Raw genomic sequence first — 19386 nt, 5'->3', positions numbered from 1 at the left:
GGGCTAGCGCAGCGACGGGCGCACGTCGGCGACGAGGCCCCGCAGCACCAACGGCGTCAGCGGGACCACCGCCAGGCCGGGGGGCCCGACCTCCACGACCGCCACCACGGTGGTCCGCTGGACGACCAGGTCCAGCTGGGTGGCCTCCGGGTCCAGCTTGATGCGCGGCGAGACGCCGGGTCCGACCGCGACCCGCTCCCGGGCCACCTCACGCCCCCGCTGGTCGCGCAGCGTGTAGGTCACCACCCCCGCGGTGTCGGCGCCGGCGAGGACCAGCCGCCCCGGTCCGCGGGGCAGGGTCAGGGCGGCCCGGTCGTCCAGCGGTGCGCCCGCGACGGCGTGCGACAGGTCGCCCGACGCCAGGGTCCGCAGCGACGCGGTCACCGGCAGCGACGAGTCGAGCCGGAGCCCGATCGCCCCGCGCGCGGCGTCGCCCTGCAGCACGCCGGTCAGGTCGACGCTGGTGGTGGCACCCGGGGGGACCGTCAGCTCCTCGAGCCGCGACGGCGTGAACTCGCTCTCCTGGGTCACCACGCGCAGCGCCACCCGCACCTCGTCGTCACCGGGGTTGGCGACGGCGAGCACCCGGTCCCCGGGCTTGCCGCCGAGCCCGAGGACGTACGACGTCGTGGCCGGCGCGGCCTGCGGCGGCAACCAGTCGCGGCTGCGGGCACCCCTGCCCAGCTCGTCCACGAGGTCGACGACGTGGGCGCCGAGGCGGCCGCGGGAGACCACCACGCGCAGGCTGAGGTCGGACCGGTCGGGAACGACGGCCGCGAGGTCGAAGCGCACCGTGCGTCCCCCGGGCACGGTGACGCCGCGCATCGCGGGGACGTCGACCGGGCCGTCGGGACCCAGCACGGCCACGTCGGCGACCGCCGGCCCGCGGTCGGGGTTGGTGAGCTCGAGGACCGAGGCGTGCTCGGCCGACGCGCCCACCCCGGTGAACCACTGCTCCGGGCTCGGCAGGTCGCAGGACGTCGCGGTGCCCTCGCCGTACCGGCCGGCGACGAGCCCGGCGGCGAGCTCACCGTCGGCCTGGAGCACCACCGGCCTGCTGGTCGCGACGCGCGCGGTGCCGTCGAGGGCGAGGGTGTCCTCCGCCGGCAGCCGCGTGGTGACCTCGCCGCTCCCGCCAGTTGCGCTCGCGACCGAGACGGTGCCGGCACCCGGGAGCGCGGCGGGGCACACCAGCGTGGTGCGCGTGAGCGACACCTCGGCCGGGGGCCGGGTGGTCGCGTCGTCGACGACGGGACTGACCAGGCTGATGGCCCCCACCGTCAGCAGCGGGATGACGATCGCGAGCACGTCCAGGGGACCCACCCGACGGGCAGGTCCGGACGGCGCGGCGCGACGGCCCGGCCTCGACGTGGAGTCACTCACTGCGACCCCTCCTCACGGTGGGCGCGGCCAGGACGAGGACGAGCAGGAGGGCGGCGACCTGCACGACCAGCAGCAGCAGTCGCGGCCAGGTGGTGCGCCCCTCGACCCCCTCGGCGGACAGCGGCCGGTCGACGCGCCAGGCCCGGGTGGACCGGTCCTCGGCACTGGCCTGGTCCAGGCCGGCGGTGGCGTCGAGGCCTGCGGCGATGGTGCCGTCCGCGGGCGACGGCAGGACGACGTACTCGATGCCGGCGCTTGCCAGCGACTCCACGAGCTCGCCGCTCGGTGCCGACACGAGCTCGGTCACCTGCCGGGTCAGGTCGACGTCCTCGTCGGCGAGGGCGAGCACCTCGTCCTCGCCGAGCGTGACGCCGTCACCGCGCAGGATGCGGTAGTCGATGCCCTCGTCGACCGAGCCGCGCAGGACCAGCACGCCGTGCTCGTCGCCGAGCAGCGAGCTCTGCTCCATGTAGGCCGGGACCACGGCGGGCTCCTCACGCGTGAGCGCCCCGTCGGGGTTGGCCAGCCACCAGACGAGGCCCCCGATGGGGACGATCGCGGCGACGGCGGCGAGCAGGCCGGCCAGCACCCGCTGCCAGAGGGCGTGCCGCCGGCCGTCGTGGAGGCGCTGCAGGTAGGCCTCCGCGCCCAGGACGGTGGCGATGACGGCCAGCCCCTGGAGGATGACGACGAAGAGCCCGAGGCTCGGACGGGTGCGGATCGCGGGCAGCTCGAGGGTGACGAAGCCGAGGCCGGCCACCACGACGGCGGCGGCGAGCGCGACCAGCCAGCACGCCAGCACCGGCACCCTCGTCGAGCGCGGCAGCAGCGCGAGGATCGCGAGGAGTCCCAGCAGGGCGCCCAGCCACCAGGGCGCACCGAGGTCGCCGAGGCGACCGGTCAGCAGGCCGAGGACGTCCACCCGGTCGCCGGGGAGGCGGCCGGCCTCGAGGAGCAGCCCCTCGGCGGACCCGGTCGTGACCAGCGGCACGATCCACGGCGCCAGCAGCACCGGCACCATCGCCAGGGCCACGACCGGCGGGCCCCAGCTGTGCCGGTCCCTCAGCAGTCGTGGGGAGATGAAGGCCGCCACGCCGAGCACGACCGCCGCGGCCAGGACCGCGAAGAGCCACACCCCGGGCACGAAGGCCGCGCCGAGGGCCACGAGCAGCGCCGTCCGCCACGCGGCCCGCCACCGGCGGTCGCGGTCGGGGTCGGCGAATCCGAGGGCGGCATGGGCGGTCCACGGCAGCAGCGCGGCCACGGCCACGGTGCCGAAGCGCCCCTCGCCCCACGCCCCCGAGGTGGCCGGGACCAGGCCGTAGGTCACCGCGCCCCAGACGTGCAGCCAGCGCGGCATGTCGCGGGTGTCGACGAGGTGGCCGACGACGGTCAGCAGCCGCCACGCCCCCCACGCCGCGAAGGGGACCGCCAGCAGCATGAGCGCCGAGACCACGACCCCCGGCCCGCCCACCAGGCTGGCGACGAAGGCGAACGGGAGGACGTACGCCGGCGCGGGGACGTCGGTGCCCGACCCGAGCGGGTGCCACGTCTGCACGTGCAGCTGCCACCACTCGGCCACGTCGGCGGGCACCGGTGACAGGGCGCCCCCGGTGATCGAGCCGAACGCCGTCCGCGCCCCGACGACCGCGAGCACCGCGAAGAGCGCCAGCACCACCGCGACCGGGTTGGTGAGGAACCGCACCACGAGGCCGCTGTCCTGGAGGTAGGCCTCCTCGTCGTCCTCGTCGCGGCGGTCCCGGTCGCGCGACGCCGGCTGGGCGGCGAGCTGCTGCTCCGCGCGGACCGCGCGGCGGCGCTCGGCGACGTCCTGGGCCTGGTTGGTCGCGGCGGCCGCCAGGTCGGTGACGAAGTCGAGGCCGTGCCGGTAGGGCAGCCACGGCGGGGCCAGCAGGCGGCGTACGTCGTGTCGGTCGCCGGTGCGTCGCTCGGCACGGGTCCGGCGCGCCGCGAGCACCTGGCGGGGCCGGGAGTAGACGGACAGCACGGCGGCGAGCTCGTCGAGGGCCTCCCCCACCGAGCGCACGACGAGGAAGCCGAGCACCCGGAGCAGCGACCCGAGGAACAGCCGCACGACCTGCCAGGGCAGCCGGCGCGGGGTGGCGTTGGCGAGCATCGTCAGCAGGGCCGCGCGCCGCTCCTGGTAGTGCGTGTGGCGACCGGTCAGGGGCGTACGACGGGCGCCGCGGTGGGCCGCCTCCGCGTGGAAGACGACGGCCGTCGGCACCACGATCGTGGTGTGGCCGGCCTCGGCGGCCCGCCAGCCGAAGTCGATGTCGTTGCCGAAGATCGGCAGCTGGAGGTCCAGACCACCCAGCCCGGTCAGGACGCTGCGGCGCACGAGCATGCCCGCGGTGTTGACGGCGAGGACCTCGCGGACCTCGTCGTGCTGGCCCTGGTCGTACTCGCCGCGCTCGAGCCCGGTCTCGCGGTGGCCCGTGCCGGTGATCGTGAGGCCGACCTCCAGCAGGCGCTTGAGCGAGGGCCACTCCCTCAGCTTGGGACCGAGGATCGCTGCCTCGGGGTGCTCCTCGGCGGCCCGCAGCAGCTGCTCGAGGGCGTCCGGGGCGGGCCGGCTGTCGTCGTGGAGCAGCCAGACCCACTCGCCCTCCACCTCGGGCACCGCGTCCAGGGCGTGGGCGACGGCCGCGGGATAGCTCGTCGAGCCGGGCAGCTCGAGCACGGACTCGTCGTGCAGGAGGCCGCGGAGCAGGTCGGCGCTGCCGTCCCTGCTCGTCGTGTCGACGGCGATGGCGCGGTCGACGGGGCGGGTCTGCGCCTCCAGGCCCTCGAGGACCGCCGGCAGCCACCGGGCCCCGTCATGGCTGACGAGGAGCACTGTGACGGTCACCGGAGCACCCTAGCGAGGGCTCGGTGAGGCCCGAAAACGTCGTGCGGACGGCGTGTGGGGCCGCCCCGAAATGCGCGGCGGGCCCGCTGGATCAGCGGGCCCGTGGCGCCTCGTGCATCAGACTGCGCGCTTCTTGAGCTTGCGGCGCTCCCTCTCGGAGAGACCACCCCAGATCCCGAAGCGCTCGTCGTTCATCAAGGCGGACTCGAGACAGTCGTCCCGCACCTCGCAGGTCAGGCAGACCTTCTTGGCCTCCCTGGTGGATCCGCCCTTCTCCGGAAAGAAGGCCTCCGGGTCGGTCTGCGCGCACAGGGCGCGGTCCTGCCAACCCTGCTCTTCGGCGTCCGGCTCGAGGAGAAACAGTTCTGCTCTCATGGCTTTCGCCCTTTCGACCCTGGTGATGGAGCTCTTCGTCCCCCCGCGGAAGCCGGTGCGAGACCTGCCGCCGACGGTGAAGAACACTGTGGGAATTACATGCCTGTCGTACACCTGAAGTCAAGCCCAGATCTGATATGGCCCGAACGGGCCATGAGGTCCCCCGAACGGGCGATCGGCGGTAGGGCAAGGTATTCACATGCAGAAGATTTCCGTGCTCTCCGGTGGTATGGGCGGAGCGACCTTCGTGCGGGGCCTGCTCCACGGGATCCGCACCGGGGCGCTCCCCGGCGTGGCACCCGACGCGGAGGTCACCGTGGTGGCCAACACCGCCGACGATATCTGGGTCCACGGCCTGAAGGTCTGTCCCGACCTCGACACTGTCATGTACACCCTCGGCGACGGCATCGACCCCGGTCGCGGGTGGGGACGCCGGGACGAGACGTGGAGCACCAAGGACGAGCTCGCGGCGTACGGCGTGGAGCCCACGTGGTTCGGCCTCGGCGACCGCGACATCGCGACCCACCTCGTCCGGACCCAGATGCTCGACGCGGGCTACCCGCTCTCCGAGGTGACCGCCGCCCTGTGCCGGCGCTGGCAGCCGGGGGTCCGCCTGCTCCCGATGACCGACGACCGGGTCGAGACCCACATCGCCGTCGCCGACCCCGACGAGCCGAGCGGGCGACGCGTCGTGCACTTCCAGGAGTACTGGGTCCGACTGCGCGCCCAGGTGCCGGCCGAGGCCGTGGTCGTGGTCGGCCTGGACGCCTCCAGCCCCGGTCCCGGCGTGCTCGAGGCCATCGCGGAGACCGACCTCCTCGTGCTGCCCCCCTCCAACCCGGTCGTCAGCGTCGGCACGATCCTCGGCGTCCCCGGGATCCGCGAGGCCGTCGCCGCCACCCCCGCCCCCGTCGTGGGCCTCTCCCCCATCGTCGGCGACACCCACGTCCGGGGCATGGCCCACCAGGTCCTCACCGCCATCGGGGTCGAGGTCACCGCCGGCGCCGTCGCCCGCCACTACGGCAGCCGTGGGGACGGCGGCGTGCTCGACGGCTGGCTGGTCGACACCCGCGACGCCCACCACGTGGCGGCGGTCCGCGAGGCCGGGATCGCCTGCGAGGCCGTGCCGCTCATGATGGTCGACGACGACGCGACCGCGGCCATGGCGGCCGCCGCCGTCGGGATCGTCCGGTGAGCCGCCTCGAGGTCACCGCGCCGGACGGGCTGCCCGAGATCACCGTCGACACCGACCTGGCCCGCGTCATCACCGCCGTCACCGAGCTCGCCGACGGCGACGTCGTGGTGGTCACCAGCAAGGTCGTCAGCAAGGCCGAGGGCCGGGTCCGGCCGGGCGATCGCGGTGAGGCGCTGGCCGAGGAGACCGTCCGGGTCGTCGCGAGCCGTGGCCCCACCCTCATCGTGCGCAACCGGCTGGGTCTCACCATGGCGGCGGCCGGCATCGACGCCTCCAACGTCGGGCTCGGGCAGGTCGCGCTGCTGCCGCTCGACCCCGACGCCAGCGCGCGCGGGCTGCGCTCCGCGCTCCTCGAGCTCACCGGCGCCAACGTGGGCGTGGTCATCACCGACACGGCCGGGCGGGCGTGGCGCGAGGGCCAGACCGACATCGCGATCGGCGCCGCCGGACTGGTGGTCGCCGAGGACTTCAGCGGGCGCGAGGACCCCTACGGCAACCCGCTCGCGGTGACGCTGCCCGCCGTCGCGGACGAGATCGCCGGAGCCGCGGAGCTCGCCCAGGGCAAGCTCGCGGGCCGCCCCGTCGCCGTGGTCCGCGGCCGGGCCGACCTGGTGCTCGACGCCGGCGACCACGGCACCGGAGCCGTCCGTTTGGTGCGGGCCGAGGGGGCGGACATGTTCGGCTACGGCGCCCGCGAGGCCGTCGTCCGGGCCCTGGCCGGGCACCCGGAGGACCGCCGCCCGTTCGGCGCCCCGGTCCCTCCCGACGAGCTGGTGGCGGCGATCGAGCGGGTCCACCGGACGGGACGGACGGCTCTCGCCGCGGTCGAGGACGACCCCCCGTCGTACGAGCTGGGGCTGGGCGGTTCGGCCGACCGCACCGCCGTGACCGCCGTGTGCTTCGCCCACGGCTGGACGGTGGACGGGTGGCGGGCCGGCGATTCCGACGTGGTGGCCACCGTGTCACCCGCCACTCCGTAGACTCTGCCCCCGACCCCCGCCGGAGCGCTGCACACGAGCGCCCGGCGCGGAGCCCAGTCCCCGATCCGAGAGACTCCAGCGCCGTGAGCAAGAAGGACAGGACCGACCGTCAGGCGGTCATCGACTCCATCCGCAAGAAGCAGGCGGGCACCGAGAAGCGCCGCGGCTTCGCCCTCGTCGGGGCGAGCATCCTGGTGGCGCTGGTCATCATCGGTGCGGCGGCCTACCAGCCCATCAAGAACTGGTGGGACCTGCGGTCCTTCGACTCCCAGGCCATCGAGGCGATCGGCGCCCCCGCCTCGGACTGCGGTGAGATCACGACCAAGAAGGCCACCGGCGGCCAGGACCACGTCGAGCCCGGCACGCCCCTGCAGTTCGAGGACTCGCCCCCGGCCTTCGGCCAGCACTACAACGTGTGGGACGGCATCGAGCGCAAGCTCTACAGCGAGTCCGACCGGCCCGACGTCGGCGAGCTCGTGCACAACCTCGAGCACGGCTACACGATCCTCTGGTACGACGAGACGGTCGCCGGGGACGAGGCGATGATGGACGACCTGCGCGGCATCGCCTCCAAGAAGTCGAGCACGACCAACCTGCGCGACAAGTTCAAGGCCGTGCCGTGGACCTCGGAGGACGGCGACCCGTTCCCCTCCGGCCAGCACGTCGCCATGACCCACTGGTCGGTCGGCGGCGAGGCCGCTGGCGAGGGTGGCGAGCAGGTGGGCGTCTTCCAGTACTGCTCCGCCCCCAGCGGCGAGGCGCTCGACGCGTTCATGGAGCAGTACCCCTACATGGACTCCCCGGAGCCGACCGTCCTCTGACGGGAGCCGCTCCCCTCAGGTCAGACCGACGTGGCCGTCCTCCTTGAGGGCGGCCACGATCGATTTCACGTCCTGGGCCCGGGCCCGCGTGGTGACCAGCAGGGCGTCGCCGGTGTCGACCACCACGACGTCCTCGAGCCCGACCACCGCCACGACCCGGTCGCCGGCCGGGACCACGAGCCCCGAGCTGTCGATGGCCCGCACCCGGTCCCGGTCGCCCAGCACGACGAGCTCTCCGTCGGGGGCGGGCAGCAGCGAGCGCAGCGACGCGAAGTCGCCCACGTCGTCCCAGCCGAACCGCCCCGCCACCACGGCGACACGACCGGCGGCGGCCGCGGGCTCGGCGACGGCGTGGTCGACCGCGATCCTCGGCAGCGAGTCCCAGGCGTCCTCGAGGGTCGCCGGGTCGGCGGCGATCGCCCGCAGCGACGCCGCGAAGCCCGGGTCCGTCTCCGCGAGCAGGTCGAGCAGGACGGTCGGTCGCACGATGAACATGCCGGCGTTCCACCGGTAGCCGTCCGCGACGTACGTCGCCGCCACGTCGGCGTCGGGCTTCTCGACGAACTCGCGCACCACCCGCGTCCCGGGCACCCCGTCCACCTCGTCGCCGGCGCTGATGTAGCCGAAGCCGGTGGCGGCGTAGGTCGGCTCGATGCCGATCGTGACCAGCCACCCGGCGCGGGCCGCGTCGACGGCGGTCGCGACCGCCGCGTGGAAGACCGCGGGCTCGCGGATCACGTGGTCGGCGGCGAAGGACCCCATGACGGCGTCGGGGTCGCGGCGCTCCAGCAGCGCGGCGGCGAGGCCGATGGCGGCCATCGAGTCGCGGGCCGACGGCTCGGCCAGCACTGCCTCCGCCGGCACGTCGAGCTGCTCGAGCACGGCGTCGCGGTGCGCGCGGCCGGTCACCACGAGGATGCGGTCCTGCACGAGCGGCGCCAGCCGGTCGTGGGTGGCCTGGATGAGCGTGCGGCCGGTGCCGGTGAGGTCGTGCAGGAACTTCGGCGACGACGACCGCGACAGCGGCCACAGCCGGGTGCCGGCCCCGCCCGCGGGCACGACGGCCCAGAAGTGGTCGATGCTCGGGCCCGACGGATGGGACGGCTGGGGCGTCTGGGTCATGGCCCGGAGCCTAGGCTGCGGCCGTGACCACCTTCGACGCCGCCCTGCGCGCCCAGCTGCGCCGTGACCCGGGCCGCCCGCTCGTGACCTGGTACGACCACGCGACGGGCGAGCGGGTCGAGCTGTCGGTGACGACGTACGCCAACTGGGTGGCCAAGGCCGCCAGCCTCCTCGTCGAGGAGGGCGACCTCGAGCGCGGGATGCGGCTGCGCATCGACCTGCCGACCCACTGGCTGACCCCGGTGTTCCTGGGGGCCGCCTGGACGGTCGGCCTGGTCGTGACGTCCGACGACGACCCCGACGCGGTCGTCTGCGGTCCCGACGACCTCGAGGAGTGGGCCGCGCGGGGCGACGACCTCGTGGTGCTTGCCTGCAGCCTGCTGCCGCTGGGCGTCCGCTTCGCCACGCCCGTCCCGGCCGGCGTGCACGACGTCGGCCTGGAGATCTGGTCCCAGCCCGACGCCTTCACCCCGTGGGACCCGCCCACCGCACAGGACGCCGCCACCGACGGCGCCTACGGCGAGGCCACCCAGGGAGCACTCATGGAGTCGGCCGCCGCCGGGAGTCTCCTCACCGACGGCGGCCGTCTCTTCTCGATGGCGAATCCGGCTTCCCCACCGGGAGTCGCCACCTTCACCGAGCCGCTCGTAAGCGGCGGCTCGCTGGTCCTGGTCCGGCACCCGGACCCGGGGCGGCTCGACGCGACGTACGCCGCGGAGCGTGCCACCCACCGGGCCGGGGACCCGGAGGTCCGACCGGCTCCCTAGCCGGCCAGGTCGAAGCCCTCCATCCCACCGCCGAGGAAGCGCGGGGCGGCGACCTTGCCGCTCGTGCCCGTGTAGAGGTAGACGTCGCCCGTGCCGGCCCGGCGCACGATGTAGTCGCCGCGTCCCTTGGCCCGGATGTCGCTGACGCCGAACACCCAGTCGAAGCCCGACAGGTCGCTGGGCAGGCCGGCCCGGGTGATCTGGCGGCCCGAGACCTGCTGGCCCGCCCTGATCCCGGTCCCGGTCCCGGCGTAGACCATCAGCTTGCCGCTGGCCGGGGTGCCGAGGAGGTCGGGGAAGCCGTCGCCGGTCACGTCCCCGGCCGGCACGAGGTGCACGCCGGCGAAGCCCGACCCCAGGGCCGTGGGCCCGCTGAGCTGGCCGGCGCCGTTCCCTGCGTAGAGCGCGATCGAGCCGTCCGGGCGTCGGGCGATCACGTCGCCGACGCCGTCGCGGTTCCAGTCGCCCACGTTGAGCAGGCCGTCCGAGCCGACGAACGAGACCCCCGTGTCGATGGGGGCACCGAGGTCGAAGGTGCCCCGGTTGGCGACCACGACGAGGGTGTTGTCCTTGACGCCGACGAGGTCGGGGGCGGCGTCGCCCACCAGGTTGCCGGCACCGGTCATCGAGCGCAGCGAGCGCACGTTGGTGGCCGGTCCGACCGGCGTCCCGAAGGTGCCGGCTCCAGAGGACGGGAGGATGAAGACCGCACCCTTGGTACGCCGCGCGACCAGGTCGAGGCGGCCGTCGCCGTTGAAGTCGGCGCCGCTGGTGATCCGGTTGTAGACGCCCCACGAGCCGGGTACGGCGGTCCGGGCACCGAAGCGGCCGTTGCCCTTGCCCTTGAAGAGCATGAGGCCCCTGCCGTTGCGGGCGAGCAGGTCGACGTTGCCGTCACCGTTCTGGTCGCCGGCACCGATGAACTGCACGTAGCTGCCCATCCCCTTGCCCAGGACGACCCGCTTGAAGCCGCCCTTCGGCGCCCCCATGAGTGCCACGAGCTTGCCCTTGTGGCGGGCGACCAGGTCGTTGCGGCCGTCCCGGTCGAGGTCGCCGACCGCGGTCATCAGGGTGTGGCCGCGCGTCGACTTGATGACCTTGGAGGTCGCCTTGAAGCGTGCGTTGCCCTTGCCGGGCCGGATCCGGAGCACCCCCTTCCTGGAGGTGGAGACCAGGTCGATGACCCCGTCGCCGGTGACGTCGGGCGTGACGAGGACGTCCTGCTTGTCCTTCCAGCCCTTGGTCGAGACGGTGCTCGCCTTCGCGAAGGCCGTGAGACCACCGGTGGGGATGATGAAGCCGCGGCCGTCGCCGGCGCGGCGGACGACCATGTCGGGGTACGCCGCGCCCACGAGGTTGGACTGCGGGGCGGGGTCGCCGATCTTGACCGTCGTCGGAGCCGGGGCGGGCGCGGGCGGGGGCGGCGCGGGCGTGCCACCGGCGACGGCGTACGCCCGGATGTTGGCGAGCTTGGCGTAGAGGTACCTGCCGGGGCAGGCGGTCGAGCCGGCGTCGCGGTGGCCGTTGATCGCCGCGAACTTCGTCCGGCCCACCTGCTGGGACATCGACGCGGGGTTGACCCCGTGCAGGCCGAGCTTCCAGGCGAAGAGCGCGCCGTAGGCCTGGAGCATCACCTCGGGCGGCTGGACGACGTCGAAGTTGCCGATCGCCGACATCGCGAACGCATAGTCGTTGTAGCCGAGGGTGTGGGCGCCGACGACGGCCTTGTCGATCCCGCCGTAACGCCCCTCCCAGATCCGACCGAAGCGGTCGACGAGGAAGTTGTAGCCGATGTCGCTCCAGCCGCGGGACTTCACGTGGTAGGCGTAGATGCTGCGGAGGATCCCCGGCACCTGCGCCTCGGTGTAGTCGTTGGCGTTGACCGTGTGGTGCACGAAGCCGGCGCTGATCGAGCCGTAGCGCAGGGCGCCCTTGTTGCGGATCGACTCGTCGGCACCCCACTGGGCGCGGCTGAAGATCGTCGGCTGGGCGGCCTTGCGCGCAGCCTGGAGGGTGATCTCGCCGGACTGCTCACCGGACTGCTCGGTGCGCTCCTCGAACTCGTCGTCGTACGACGTGTCCTCGTCGGCCTGGTCGGCCTCGCCACCGACGGCGGGGGTCTCGCTCTCCGTGGCCTCGGCGCGGCCCGGTTCGACGACGGCCATGGAGAGGTCGTCGGGGAGGGCGTCGTCCGCGCTGGCCTTGATCTGGACGGCGTCGACGTCGCCGATGATCAGCGGGTCGGTGCCGGGACGCGACGTGGCGGCGTCGGGGCTGCCGGCGTCGGGGGCGTGGTCGTCGTGGTACTCCAGGTCGGCCCAGTCGCTCCACGAGTCACCCTCACGGGTGCGCACCTGCAGGGCGATCTGGTCCTCCTCCAGCTCCTCGCCGTGCGCCCAGGTGACACCGACGGCGCCGTAGCCCGTCACGTCCTGGGGCAGGCTCGTCACCCGGTTGCTCGTCACCGAGCCGCCGACGACGGTCTCGCCGGCCAGCGCCCGGGCGTTGCCGGTGCCGGTCGTGAGCGGGACCTCGGTGACGCTGGACTCGACCGCGGCCGTGGGAACGGTGGCCGAGCGCAGGGCGCCCGAGATGACCGCGGGGCCCCCCGAGCCGGCCGCACCGGGGTGCTGGCCGACGATGTCGAGGGAGATCACCCCCGAGGCCGGGGTGAGGACGGCGAGGACCACACCGAGGGCCAGCAGCTGCTGGCACGCGGTGATGAAACGGGCTTGGACAAGACGCATAAGTGGCTACTCCAGTGCGCGGGGAAGGTCACACAAGAAGGCAACTTTCACACCAGTCACACTGGTTCGCTAGGTTTCGTGAGTAACTACAATCGTGTAATTTCCAGTCGACACGCCGACGACTTCCACAATTGTCAACTCCGTGCGGGCGTGGCGCAGTGAAATCGCGTCAGCGAGGCGCCCACCCGCGCACCTGGCGGGAGACGACAGGCCCCGCGGCGACCAGTGCGTCGTACGCCGCCAGCCACCGCCGGGCGTGCGAGCGGCGGGCAGCGGGCGGTCAGGCCACCGACCTCAGATGTCGGCGCCGAGCCCGTCGTCGGCGCGGCTCTTGTCGTCCTCGTCGTCGTCGTAGTGGAGGAACGCGATGCCCTCGTCGACGTCCCCGTCGAAGGTGAGCTTGCCGTGGTCGAGGACCAGGACCCGGCTGCACAGGTTGCGCACCGAGCCGGGTGCGTGCGAGACGTAGAACATCGTCACGCCCGACTTCACGATCTCGTCCATGCGCTTCTTGCACTTGCGCTTGAAGGGCCGGTCCCCCACCGCCAGCGCCTCGTCGGCGATGAAGATGTCGGCGTCGACGTTGATCGCCACCGCGAAGCCCAGGCGGGCCTTCATGCCGGAGCTGTAGTAGGCGACCTCGGTGTCGAGGAACTTGCCGAGGTCGGCGAAGTCCACGATCTCGTCGAACTTGCGGTCGGTCTCGGCCCGCGACATCCCGAGGATGGCGGCGTTGAGGTAGAGGTTGTCGCGGCCGCTCAGCTGCGGGTCGAAGCCGGCGCCGGTCGCGATCAGGCCGGCGATCCGGCCCCGGGTCAGCACGGAGCCCGAGTCGGGTCGCATCACCCCGCTGACGAGCTTGAGGAGCGTCGACTTGCCGGAGCCGTTGAGGCCCATCAGGCCCACCGACTCCCCCTCCTGGACGGTGAAGCTCACGTCGTCGACGGCGTTGAAGACGTCGTGGGTCTTGCGCCCCCGCGCCTTGGCGAGCGCGATCTGCTTGAGCGAGCGGTGGTAGGACATGGTGAACGTCTTGGTGGCGTGCTCCACCTGGATCATGGTGGTCATCAGAGCCGCTCCGGGACGCGCGACTCGAGCCGCGAGAACAGCCGCTGGGCGAGCACGACGCAGACCAGTCCGATGATGGTCATGATGAGCCCCCGCGTGAAGAGGTGGTCGGGCAGGTGCAGCCCCTCGGTGTACGCCGGGTCGCTGGTCGTGCCGGTCCAGAAACCGCGCTGGATCAGCAGCACGGCCTCCGCCATCGGGTTGTAGAGGTAGTACGTCGCGATGGGCTCGCCGAAGCGGTCCTGCACCAGCGTGTACGGGTACATCATCGGCACGCTGAAGGTGACGAACTGGGTGAGCGTCTGGGCCACCTTGCCGAAGTCGCGCATGAAGACGTTGGCCACGCTGAACACCAGCCCGAGGGCCAGCCCCAGGAGCGCCGTGAGCAAGAAGCCCAGCAGGGCGGCGGCCATCCCCACCGGATCGGGTCGCCAGCCGAGCAGGACGCAGACGAAGACGAGGATCAGGATCATCGGCACCGTGTGCCATGCCGCCACCAGCATCCGGGAGACCGGGAACATCTCGCGCGGCACGGGCAGCTTGGTGATCAGCGTCCGGTTCTGGATGAGCGACTGGGTGCCACCGTTGAAGGTCTCGGTGAAGAAGTGCACGATCACCATGCCGGCGAAGAGGTGCACCGCGAAGTTCTCCATGCCGGCCCCACGGCCGATCATCACCTGGAACAGGAAGTAGAACAGGCAGAACCGGATGGCGGGCTGGAGGTAGCTCCACAGCCAGCCGAGCACGGTGCCCTGGTAGCGGGACTGGATGGTGTTGCGCACCAGCATCCGCAGCAGGTAGCGACGCCGCACGACCTCGCCCAGCCCGGTGGCGGCCGGGGGGGCGAGCGGCATCGCCTCGAGCTCCTCGCGGGTCGGACGCCGCGAGGCCGGGGTGCCGGAGGTGAGGAGACCGCTCATGCAGACGTCGGTCCGGTGGTGGCGCCCGCGTGCGGCGCCTGGTCGCTCCAGGGCTCGAAGGTCTTCTCCCACGCCTCCGGCGAGGTGATGTCACCGAGCGCTCCGCGGTACTCCGCGGCCAGTCGTGGCCACTCCCGCTGGAAGCGCGCGTGGATTTCCGCGGTGCGCTTCATCAGGTCGCGGAACCTCTCGGGGTCGCGCTCGTAGAGCGCGGCCGAGTTGCCGTCGGGCATCGAGACGACCGCCGAGTCGTAGCGCGCGATGCGGTACCACTTGGCGTCCATGGCCGGGATCTCCGCCTCGGGGTGCTGGCGCGAGGTCGGACGCACCGGGCGCAGCTGGCGCAGCGGCATGGTCGCGGCCCGGACCAGGGTCGACATCCGGCCGGGGACGCCGGAGTCGTCCTTGCCCTTGCGCGGGGGCTTGTGGCGGCGGACGGGCGGGAAGGCGTCCGGGTCGGCCTGCAGCTGGGCGTCGGTGAACTGCTTGCGGAAGGCGTTGACCTCCGCGAGCCGCGTCGCCAGCTTGTCGTGCAGGGCGTAGGGACCCTCGAGGACGTCCTCGAGCGCCATCAGCCGCAGCTCGACCGTGGAGTACTGCATCGAGACGAGGTGCGCGATCTGGTGGTTGAGGCTCTCGCGCACCATCCGGCCGCCCCGCTCGTACGGCGAGTGGAGCAGCGCCGCGACGAAGCGGTTGCGGAGGTGGAAGTAGGCCTGCCAGTCGAGGGCGTCGTTCTTGTCGGTCCACGGGATGTGCCAGACCGCGGCACCCGGCATGGTCACCGTCGGGTAGCCCGCCGCCTTGGCACGCAGGCCGAACTCGGAGTCGTCCCACTTGATGAAGAGCGGGAGGCTGAGGCCGACCTCGTCGAGCACCTGGCGCGGGATGAGGCACATGAACCAGCCGTTGAAGTCCACGTCGATGCGCTTGTGCAGCCACCGCGTGGAGCGCAGGTTGCGGGCCGCGAAGTCCCAGTCGCCGAACACGCCCGGGGCCGAGAGCCACCAGAAGCGCCACGGCGTGATGATCTCGCCGAAGCTGTGCAGGCGGGTGCGGGAGTAGATGCTGAACATGTGACCGCCCACGATCGTCGGGCGGCGGGCCAGGTCACCGAAGGTGACGGCGCGGATGACGCCCTCGGGCTCGCAGATGACGTCGTCGTCCATCATCATGGCGTACGTCGCGGTGCCCTTGCGGACCGACTCGAGCTGGCCCCGGGCGTAGCCTCCCGAGCCGCCGAGGTTGCCCTGCTCGATGACGCGCAGCGTGTCGCCCAGGCTGGCGGCGGCGTCGGGGAAGAACTCCGAGTCCACCATCTTCTGGGTGCCCTGCTCCATGACGAGGACCTCGTCGAGGTAGGGCCGCAGCTCGGGGGTGGAGCCGAGCTGGCCGATGAGCTTGGCGACGAAGTCGGGGCGGTTCATCGTGGTGATGCAGATGTCGACCGTGCCGTGCTGGGCCCGGTCGGCCGGCACCTGGGCGGCCCACTCGGCGGAGCGGATGACCACGTCCTCGTCGCCGGCGACGACGTCGTACCAGTACCAGCCGCCGTCGACGAAGGGCTTGAGGGTGAGTGCGAACTCGAAGGTCGAGGACGCCTCGTCACCGGTGGTGACGGTCTCCACGCGCTGCGAGCGACCGTTGGCCATCGAGCGGTAGACGGTGACGGTGGCGCCCCGGCCCTCGATCGTCAGGGTCAGGTCGACCTCGGAGACGATCGTGGAGCGGCGCCAGTAGCTGGCCGGGAAGGCGTTGAAGTAGGAGCCGAACGAGATGCGCTCCTCGGCCGGCAGGCGCAGCGCCTCGCGGTCGAGGATCTGGTCGGGGTGGATCGAGACCCCGGTCGAGGTCGACTGCCGCATCTGGGCGGCGTTGAGCTGCTGGGCCGAGCGGTTGGAGCCGACCTCGTACTTGTCGGCGTCGAGGACGGCGGCCTCGGGGTCGACGTACAGGCGGTAGACGTCGGTGTCCCCGTCGATGGGCAGGATCTGCCGCTGCAGGACACGGCGCGCGGTGCCGGCCCCGGTCTCGGTGGCGGCTGTCGTCGAGCTGGTCATGCGTCCACTCCTCCGCTCGTCAGCGGCTCTCCGTCGGCGAAGTGCGGCTTGAGCTTGTTGTCGAACATCGACAGCGCCGACCCGATGGCCATGTGCATGTCGAGGTACTTGTAGGTGCCGAGGCGGCCGCCGAAGAGCACCATCGGCTCGGCCTTGGCCAGGTCGCGGTAGGCGAGCAGCTTGGCCCGGTCCTCGGCGGTGTTGATCGGGTAGTAGGGCTCGTCGTCGGGCTCGGCGAAGCGGGAGTACTCGTGCACCACGATCGACTTGCCGGGCAGGTAGGTGCGCTCGGGGTGCAGGTGCTTGAACTCCAGCACCCGCGTCCACGGCACGTCCTGGTCGTTGGCGTTGACCACGCCGGTGCCCTGGTAGTCGTCGACGTCGACGGTCTCCTGCTCGAGGTCCACGGTGCGCCACGACAGGCGCCCCTCGGAGTTGCCGAAGTACTCGTCGACGGGGCCGGTGTAGACGACCGGGACCTTGCCCCTGTACTCGTCCTGCACGTCGAACCAGTCGGTGTCGACGCGCACCTCGATGTTGGGGTGGTCCGCCATCCGGGTCAGCCACGCGGTGTAGCCGTCGACCGGCAGGCCCTCGTAGGTGTCGTTGAAGTAGCGGTTGTCGAACGTGTAGCGCACCGGGAGCCGCGTGATGATGTCCGCGCTCAGCTCGGTGGGGTCGGTCTGCCACTGCTTGGCGGTGTAGCCCTTGACGAACGCCTCGTAGAGCGGGCGGCCGATCAGGCTGATCGCCTTCTCCTCGAGGTTGGTGGCGTCCTCGGTCGCGATCTCGCTGGACTGCTCGGCGATGAGCGCCCGGGCCTCGTCGGGAGTGTGCGCCTTGCCGAAGAACTGGTTGATGAGCGCCAGGTTCATCGGGAAGGAGTAGACCTGCCCCTGGTACTTGGCGAACACCCGGTGCTGGTAGCCGGTGAAGTCGGTGAACCGGTTGACGTACTCCCACACCCGCTTGTTCGACGTGTGGAACAGGTGGGTGCCGTACTTGTGCACCTCGATCCCGGTCTCCTCGTCGATCTCGCTGTAGGCGTTGCCGCCGAGGTGGTAGCGACGCTCGAGCACGAGCACCTTGAGGCCGAGCTCGGAGGCGCAGCGCTCGGCGACGGTGAGGCCGAAGAAGCCGGAGCCGACGACGACGAGGTCGGGCTGGTCGATCGATCCCTGGGACAAGGGAGAACTCCTGTGTGTGGACGCATCCCCCGCGGGGGCTGGACGAGTCTAGCGAGGGGGACGGGCCGTTTCGGAAAGGCGGCGCATGCCCCGCGCCGACGCCATGGCGCGGATCACGTTGCGGGCCTCCGCGCGACCGCCGCGGACCGGGCTGAGCAGGACCACCGCGAGGGTGATCAGCCACGGCTTGAGCCGGACCAGGGCGTTCTCCCCGTGGCGCAGGTGCACCACGAAGAGGTTGCGGTACATGTAGAAGCCCTTCCAGCCCGAGAGGTCGTGCTGCTGGTTGAAGTCGAGCTGCCGCACGAGCACGGCGTCGCGGACCCCCCAGATCCGGCGCCCGGCCCGGCGGGCACGGACGGCGTACTCCGCGTCGTCGTAGAAGATGAAGAAGGCAGGGTCGGGGAAACCGATCTCGGTGATGACGTCGCGACGCACCATGAAGCCCTCGAAGGCGACGTTCTGCACCTCCACGAGCGGGGGCATGGACGCGCGATCGGCGTACGCCGTGTCGACGGCGGCGCGCTTGGGGCGTACGGCGAGCGGGTTGCGCAGGTCGAACTCGATCGCCGCCTTCTCCACGAGCGTGCCGGCGAGGTCCTCGCGCACGGCGATGAGGCAGTCCTCGTCGACCGCCATCAGGACCGCGAGGCAGTCGGGCGCGGGCACCACGTCGTCGTCCATCAGCCAGACGCGGTCGAAACCGGCGTCGTACGCCGCCCGGACGCCGAGGTGGAAGCCACCGGCCCCGCCCAGGTTGGCCTCCGAGGTGGTCACGTGGAGCGGCAGGTCGGTGCGCGCGTCGAGCACCGCGCGGGTGTGGTCGGTGCTGGCGTTGTCGATGACGAAGACCGCGTCGGCGGCGCGGGTCTGGGCGGCGAGGCCGTCGAGCATCCCGACGAGCAGGTCGGCGCGGTTGTAGGTCACGACGACGACCGCGACGCTCTCCGGCCCGGTCATGCGAGGAACCTCTCGTGCCCGTCGTACTCCCCGGCCAGCCCGGCGCGCATCGCCCCGGCGCTCAGCCGGAGGCGGGCGGCGCTGGGCCGGGTGAAGGTGTAGAACCAGACGGTCTTGACCACGAACGCCAGGGCGTGGAGCGGGCCCCGGTAGTCACGCAGGTTGACCAGGTTGTTGCGCGCCATGCAGTAGTGCTTGAGGTCGCTGGGGCTGTGGTTGTAGGTCGTGCGGCCCCACATCATCGGCGTGCCGAGCTCGCCGACGCTGGGGTGGAGCACCCGGGCCCCGGTCACGGTGGCGACGCGGGCACCGGCCTCGCGGGCGCGCCAGAGGTACTCGACGTCGTCGCCCCAGATGAAGAACTCCTCGCGCGGCAGGCCGATCCGGTCGACGAGCTCCTTGGTCACCAGGACGCCGTTGAAGGGGATCACCACGTCGGCCAGCACGCCGTCGCGGGCGGCGGCGCGGGCCTGGGCGATGTCGCCCACGACCCGGGCACCACCCGGCAGCCGGATCGGGAAGACCAGCCGGTCGGAGTCCTCCTCGTCCACGACGAGCGGGCCCCAGAAGTCGAGGTCCTCGCCGTGGGCCAGCAGGGTGGCCAGGCAGTCGGGGTCGGGCAGGCCGTCGTCGTCCATCAGCCACACCAGGTCGGCGTCGCGGTCGATGGCCCAGGCCAGGCCGTCGTGGAAGCCACCGGCACCGCCGCGGTTGTGCTCGAGGGTGCGCGCCAGCAGCGGGGTCTCCCCCGTCGTCGGCTGGCCGGCCAGCCACTCGCCGGTGCCGTCGGTCGAGGCGTTGTCGACCACCACGACCTCGTCGAGGCCGGGCACCTCCCCCAGCCGGGCCACGAGGCGCTGGAGCAGCGGCAGCCGGTTGAAGGTGACGACCACCGCGACGACACGGCCATCACGGGGAGCAGTCACGGC

15 protein-coding genes are annotated in these 19386 nt (G+C 72.3%); 4 read left to right on the top strand and 11 right to left on the bottom strand.

The window, feature by feature from the left end; genetic code table 11:
* Nucleotides 1–3: 3 nt before the first annotated feature.
* The 3 genes from DAE25_RS04800 to DAE25_RS04790 form a co-directional block, all read right to left on the bottom strand.
* Nucleotides 4–1383, bottom strand: a complete 1380-nt coding sequence (locus DAE25_RS04800; protein ID WP_159083574.1) for a DUF5719 family protein — start codon at nucleotides 1381–1383, stop codon at nucleotides 4–6.
* Entirely contained in the window at nucleotides 1376–4255 is a 2880-nt protein-coding gene (locus DAE25_RS04795) for a glycosyltransferase family 2 protein (protein WP_107765102.1), read from the bottom strand. Before DAE25_RS04795 ends, DAE25_RS04800 begins: the two co-directional genes overlap by 8 nt.
* A 117-nt stretch (nucleotides 4256–4372) precedes the next feature.
* Nucleotides 4373–4630 (bottom strand): WhiB family transcriptional regulator, encoded by a 258-nt coding sequence (locus tag DAE25_RS04790; RefSeq protein WP_056887442.1) that lies wholly within the window; start codon nucleotides 4628–4630, stop codon nucleotides 4373–4375.
* Nucleotides 4631–4829: 199 nt separating this feature from the next.
* Between DAE25_RS04790 and cofD the strand changes: the two genes are divergently transcribed.
* The 3 genes from cofD to DAE25_RS04775 all read left to right on the top strand — a co-directional run bounded on the left by cofD (nucleotide 4830) and on the right by DAE25_RS04775 (nucleotide 7626).
* Nucleotides 4830–5825, top strand: a complete 996-nt coding sequence (gene cofD, locus DAE25_RS04785; RefSeq protein WP_107765101.1) for a 2-phospho-L-lactate transferase — start codon at nucleotides 4830–4832, stop codon at nucleotides 5823–5825.
* Entirely contained in the window at nucleotides 5822–6805 is a 984-nt protein-coding gene (cofE, locus tag DAE25_RS04780) for a coenzyme F420-0:L-glutamate ligase (protein WP_107765100.1), read from the top strand. Before cofD ends, cofE begins: the two co-directional genes overlap by 4 nt.
* A gap of 83 nt (nucleotides 6806–6888) precedes the next feature.
* Nucleotides 6889–7626 (top strand): DUF3105 domain-containing protein, encoded by a 738-nt coding sequence (locus DAE25_RS04775; protein WP_107765099.1) that lies wholly within the window; start codon nucleotides 6889–6891, stop codon nucleotides 7624–7626.
* A gap of 15 nt (nucleotides 7627–7641) precedes the next feature.
* Here DAE25_RS04775 and DAE25_RS04770 read toward each other — a convergent pair whose 3' ends face one another.
* Nucleotides 7642–8748, bottom strand: a complete 1107-nt coding sequence (locus tag DAE25_RS04770) for a mannose-1-phosphate guanylyltransferase (RefSeq protein ID WP_107765098.1) — start codon at nucleotides 8746–8748, stop codon at nucleotides 7642–7644.
* Nucleotides 8749–8771: 23 nt separating this feature from the next.
* On the opposite strand from DAE25_RS04770, the gene DAE25_RS04765 reads away from it, so the two are divergent.
* Entirely contained in the window at nucleotides 8772–9515 is a 744-nt protein-coding gene (locus tag DAE25_RS04765) for a TIGR03089 family protein (RefSeq protein WP_107765097.1), read from the top strand.
* On the opposite strand, the gene DAE25_RS04760 is transcribed toward DAE25_RS04765, so the two are convergent.
* The 7 genes from DAE25_RS04760 to DAE25_RS04730 all read right to left on the bottom strand — a co-directional run bounded on the left by DAE25_RS04760 (nucleotide 9512) and on the right by DAE25_RS04730 (nucleotide 19383).
* Nucleotides 9512–12262 (bottom strand): FG-GAP-like repeat-containing protein, encoded by a 2751-nt coding sequence (locus DAE25_RS04760; RefSeq protein ID WP_107765096.1) that lies wholly within the window; start codon nucleotides 12260–12262, stop codon nucleotides 9512–9514. The genes DAE25_RS04765 and DAE25_RS04760 overlap by 4 nt on opposite strands.
* 294 nt (nucleotides 12263–12556) lie before the next feature.
* Nucleotides 12557–13330, bottom strand: coding sequence for an ABC transporter ATP-binding protein (locus DAE25_RS04755; protein WP_107765095.1), 774 nt, complete (start codon nucleotides 13328–13330; stop codon nucleotides 12557–12559).
* Complete coding sequence (locus tag DAE25_RS04750; RefSeq protein WP_234410856.1) at nucleotides 13330–14250, bottom strand: ABC transporter permease; 921 nt, start codon at nucleotides 14248–14250, stop codon at nucleotides 13330–13332. The genes DAE25_RS04755 and DAE25_RS04750 overlap by 1 nt, the downstream gene beginning before the upstream one ends.
* Nucleotides 14247–16310 carry a glycosyltransferase gene (locus tag DAE25_RS04745; protein ID WP_107765094.1) on the bottom strand — a complete coding sequence of 688 codons (2064 nt, stop codon included), beginning with the start codon at nucleotides 16308–16310 and terminating at the stop codon, nucleotides 14247–14249. Before DAE25_RS04745 ends, DAE25_RS04750 begins: the two co-directional genes overlap by 4 nt.
* Complete coding sequence (gene glf / locus DAE25_RS04740; protein ID WP_107765093.1) at nucleotides 16307–17497, bottom strand: UDP-galactopyranose mutase; 1191 nt, start codon at nucleotides 17495–17497, stop codon at nucleotides 16307–16309. The genes DAE25_RS04745 and glf overlap by 4 nt, the downstream gene beginning before the upstream one ends.
* A 48-nt stretch (nucleotides 17498–17545) precedes the next feature.
* On the bottom strand, nucleotides 17546–18457 hold the full coding sequence (locus DAE25_RS04735; protein WP_107765092.1) for a glycosyltransferase family 2 protein: 912 nt from the start codon (nucleotides 18455–18457) through the stop codon (nucleotides 17546–17548).
* Entirely contained in the window at nucleotides 18454–19383 is a 930-nt protein-coding gene (locus DAE25_RS04730; RefSeq protein ID WP_107765091.1) for a glycosyltransferase family 2 protein, read from the bottom strand. The genes DAE25_RS04735 and DAE25_RS04730 overlap by 4 nt, the downstream gene beginning before the upstream one ends.
* Between the last annotated feature and the right edge of the window lie 3 nt (nucleotides 19384–19386).

The organism is Nocardioides terrigena (assembly GCF_003047265.1).
GTDB lineage: Bacteria > Actinomycetota > Actinomycetes > Propionibacteriales > Nocardioidaceae > Nocardioides > Nocardioides terrigena.
The sequence above is the reverse complement of the archived record's forward strand: the minus strand, read 5'-3'. Positions and strand labels throughout refer to the sequence as shown.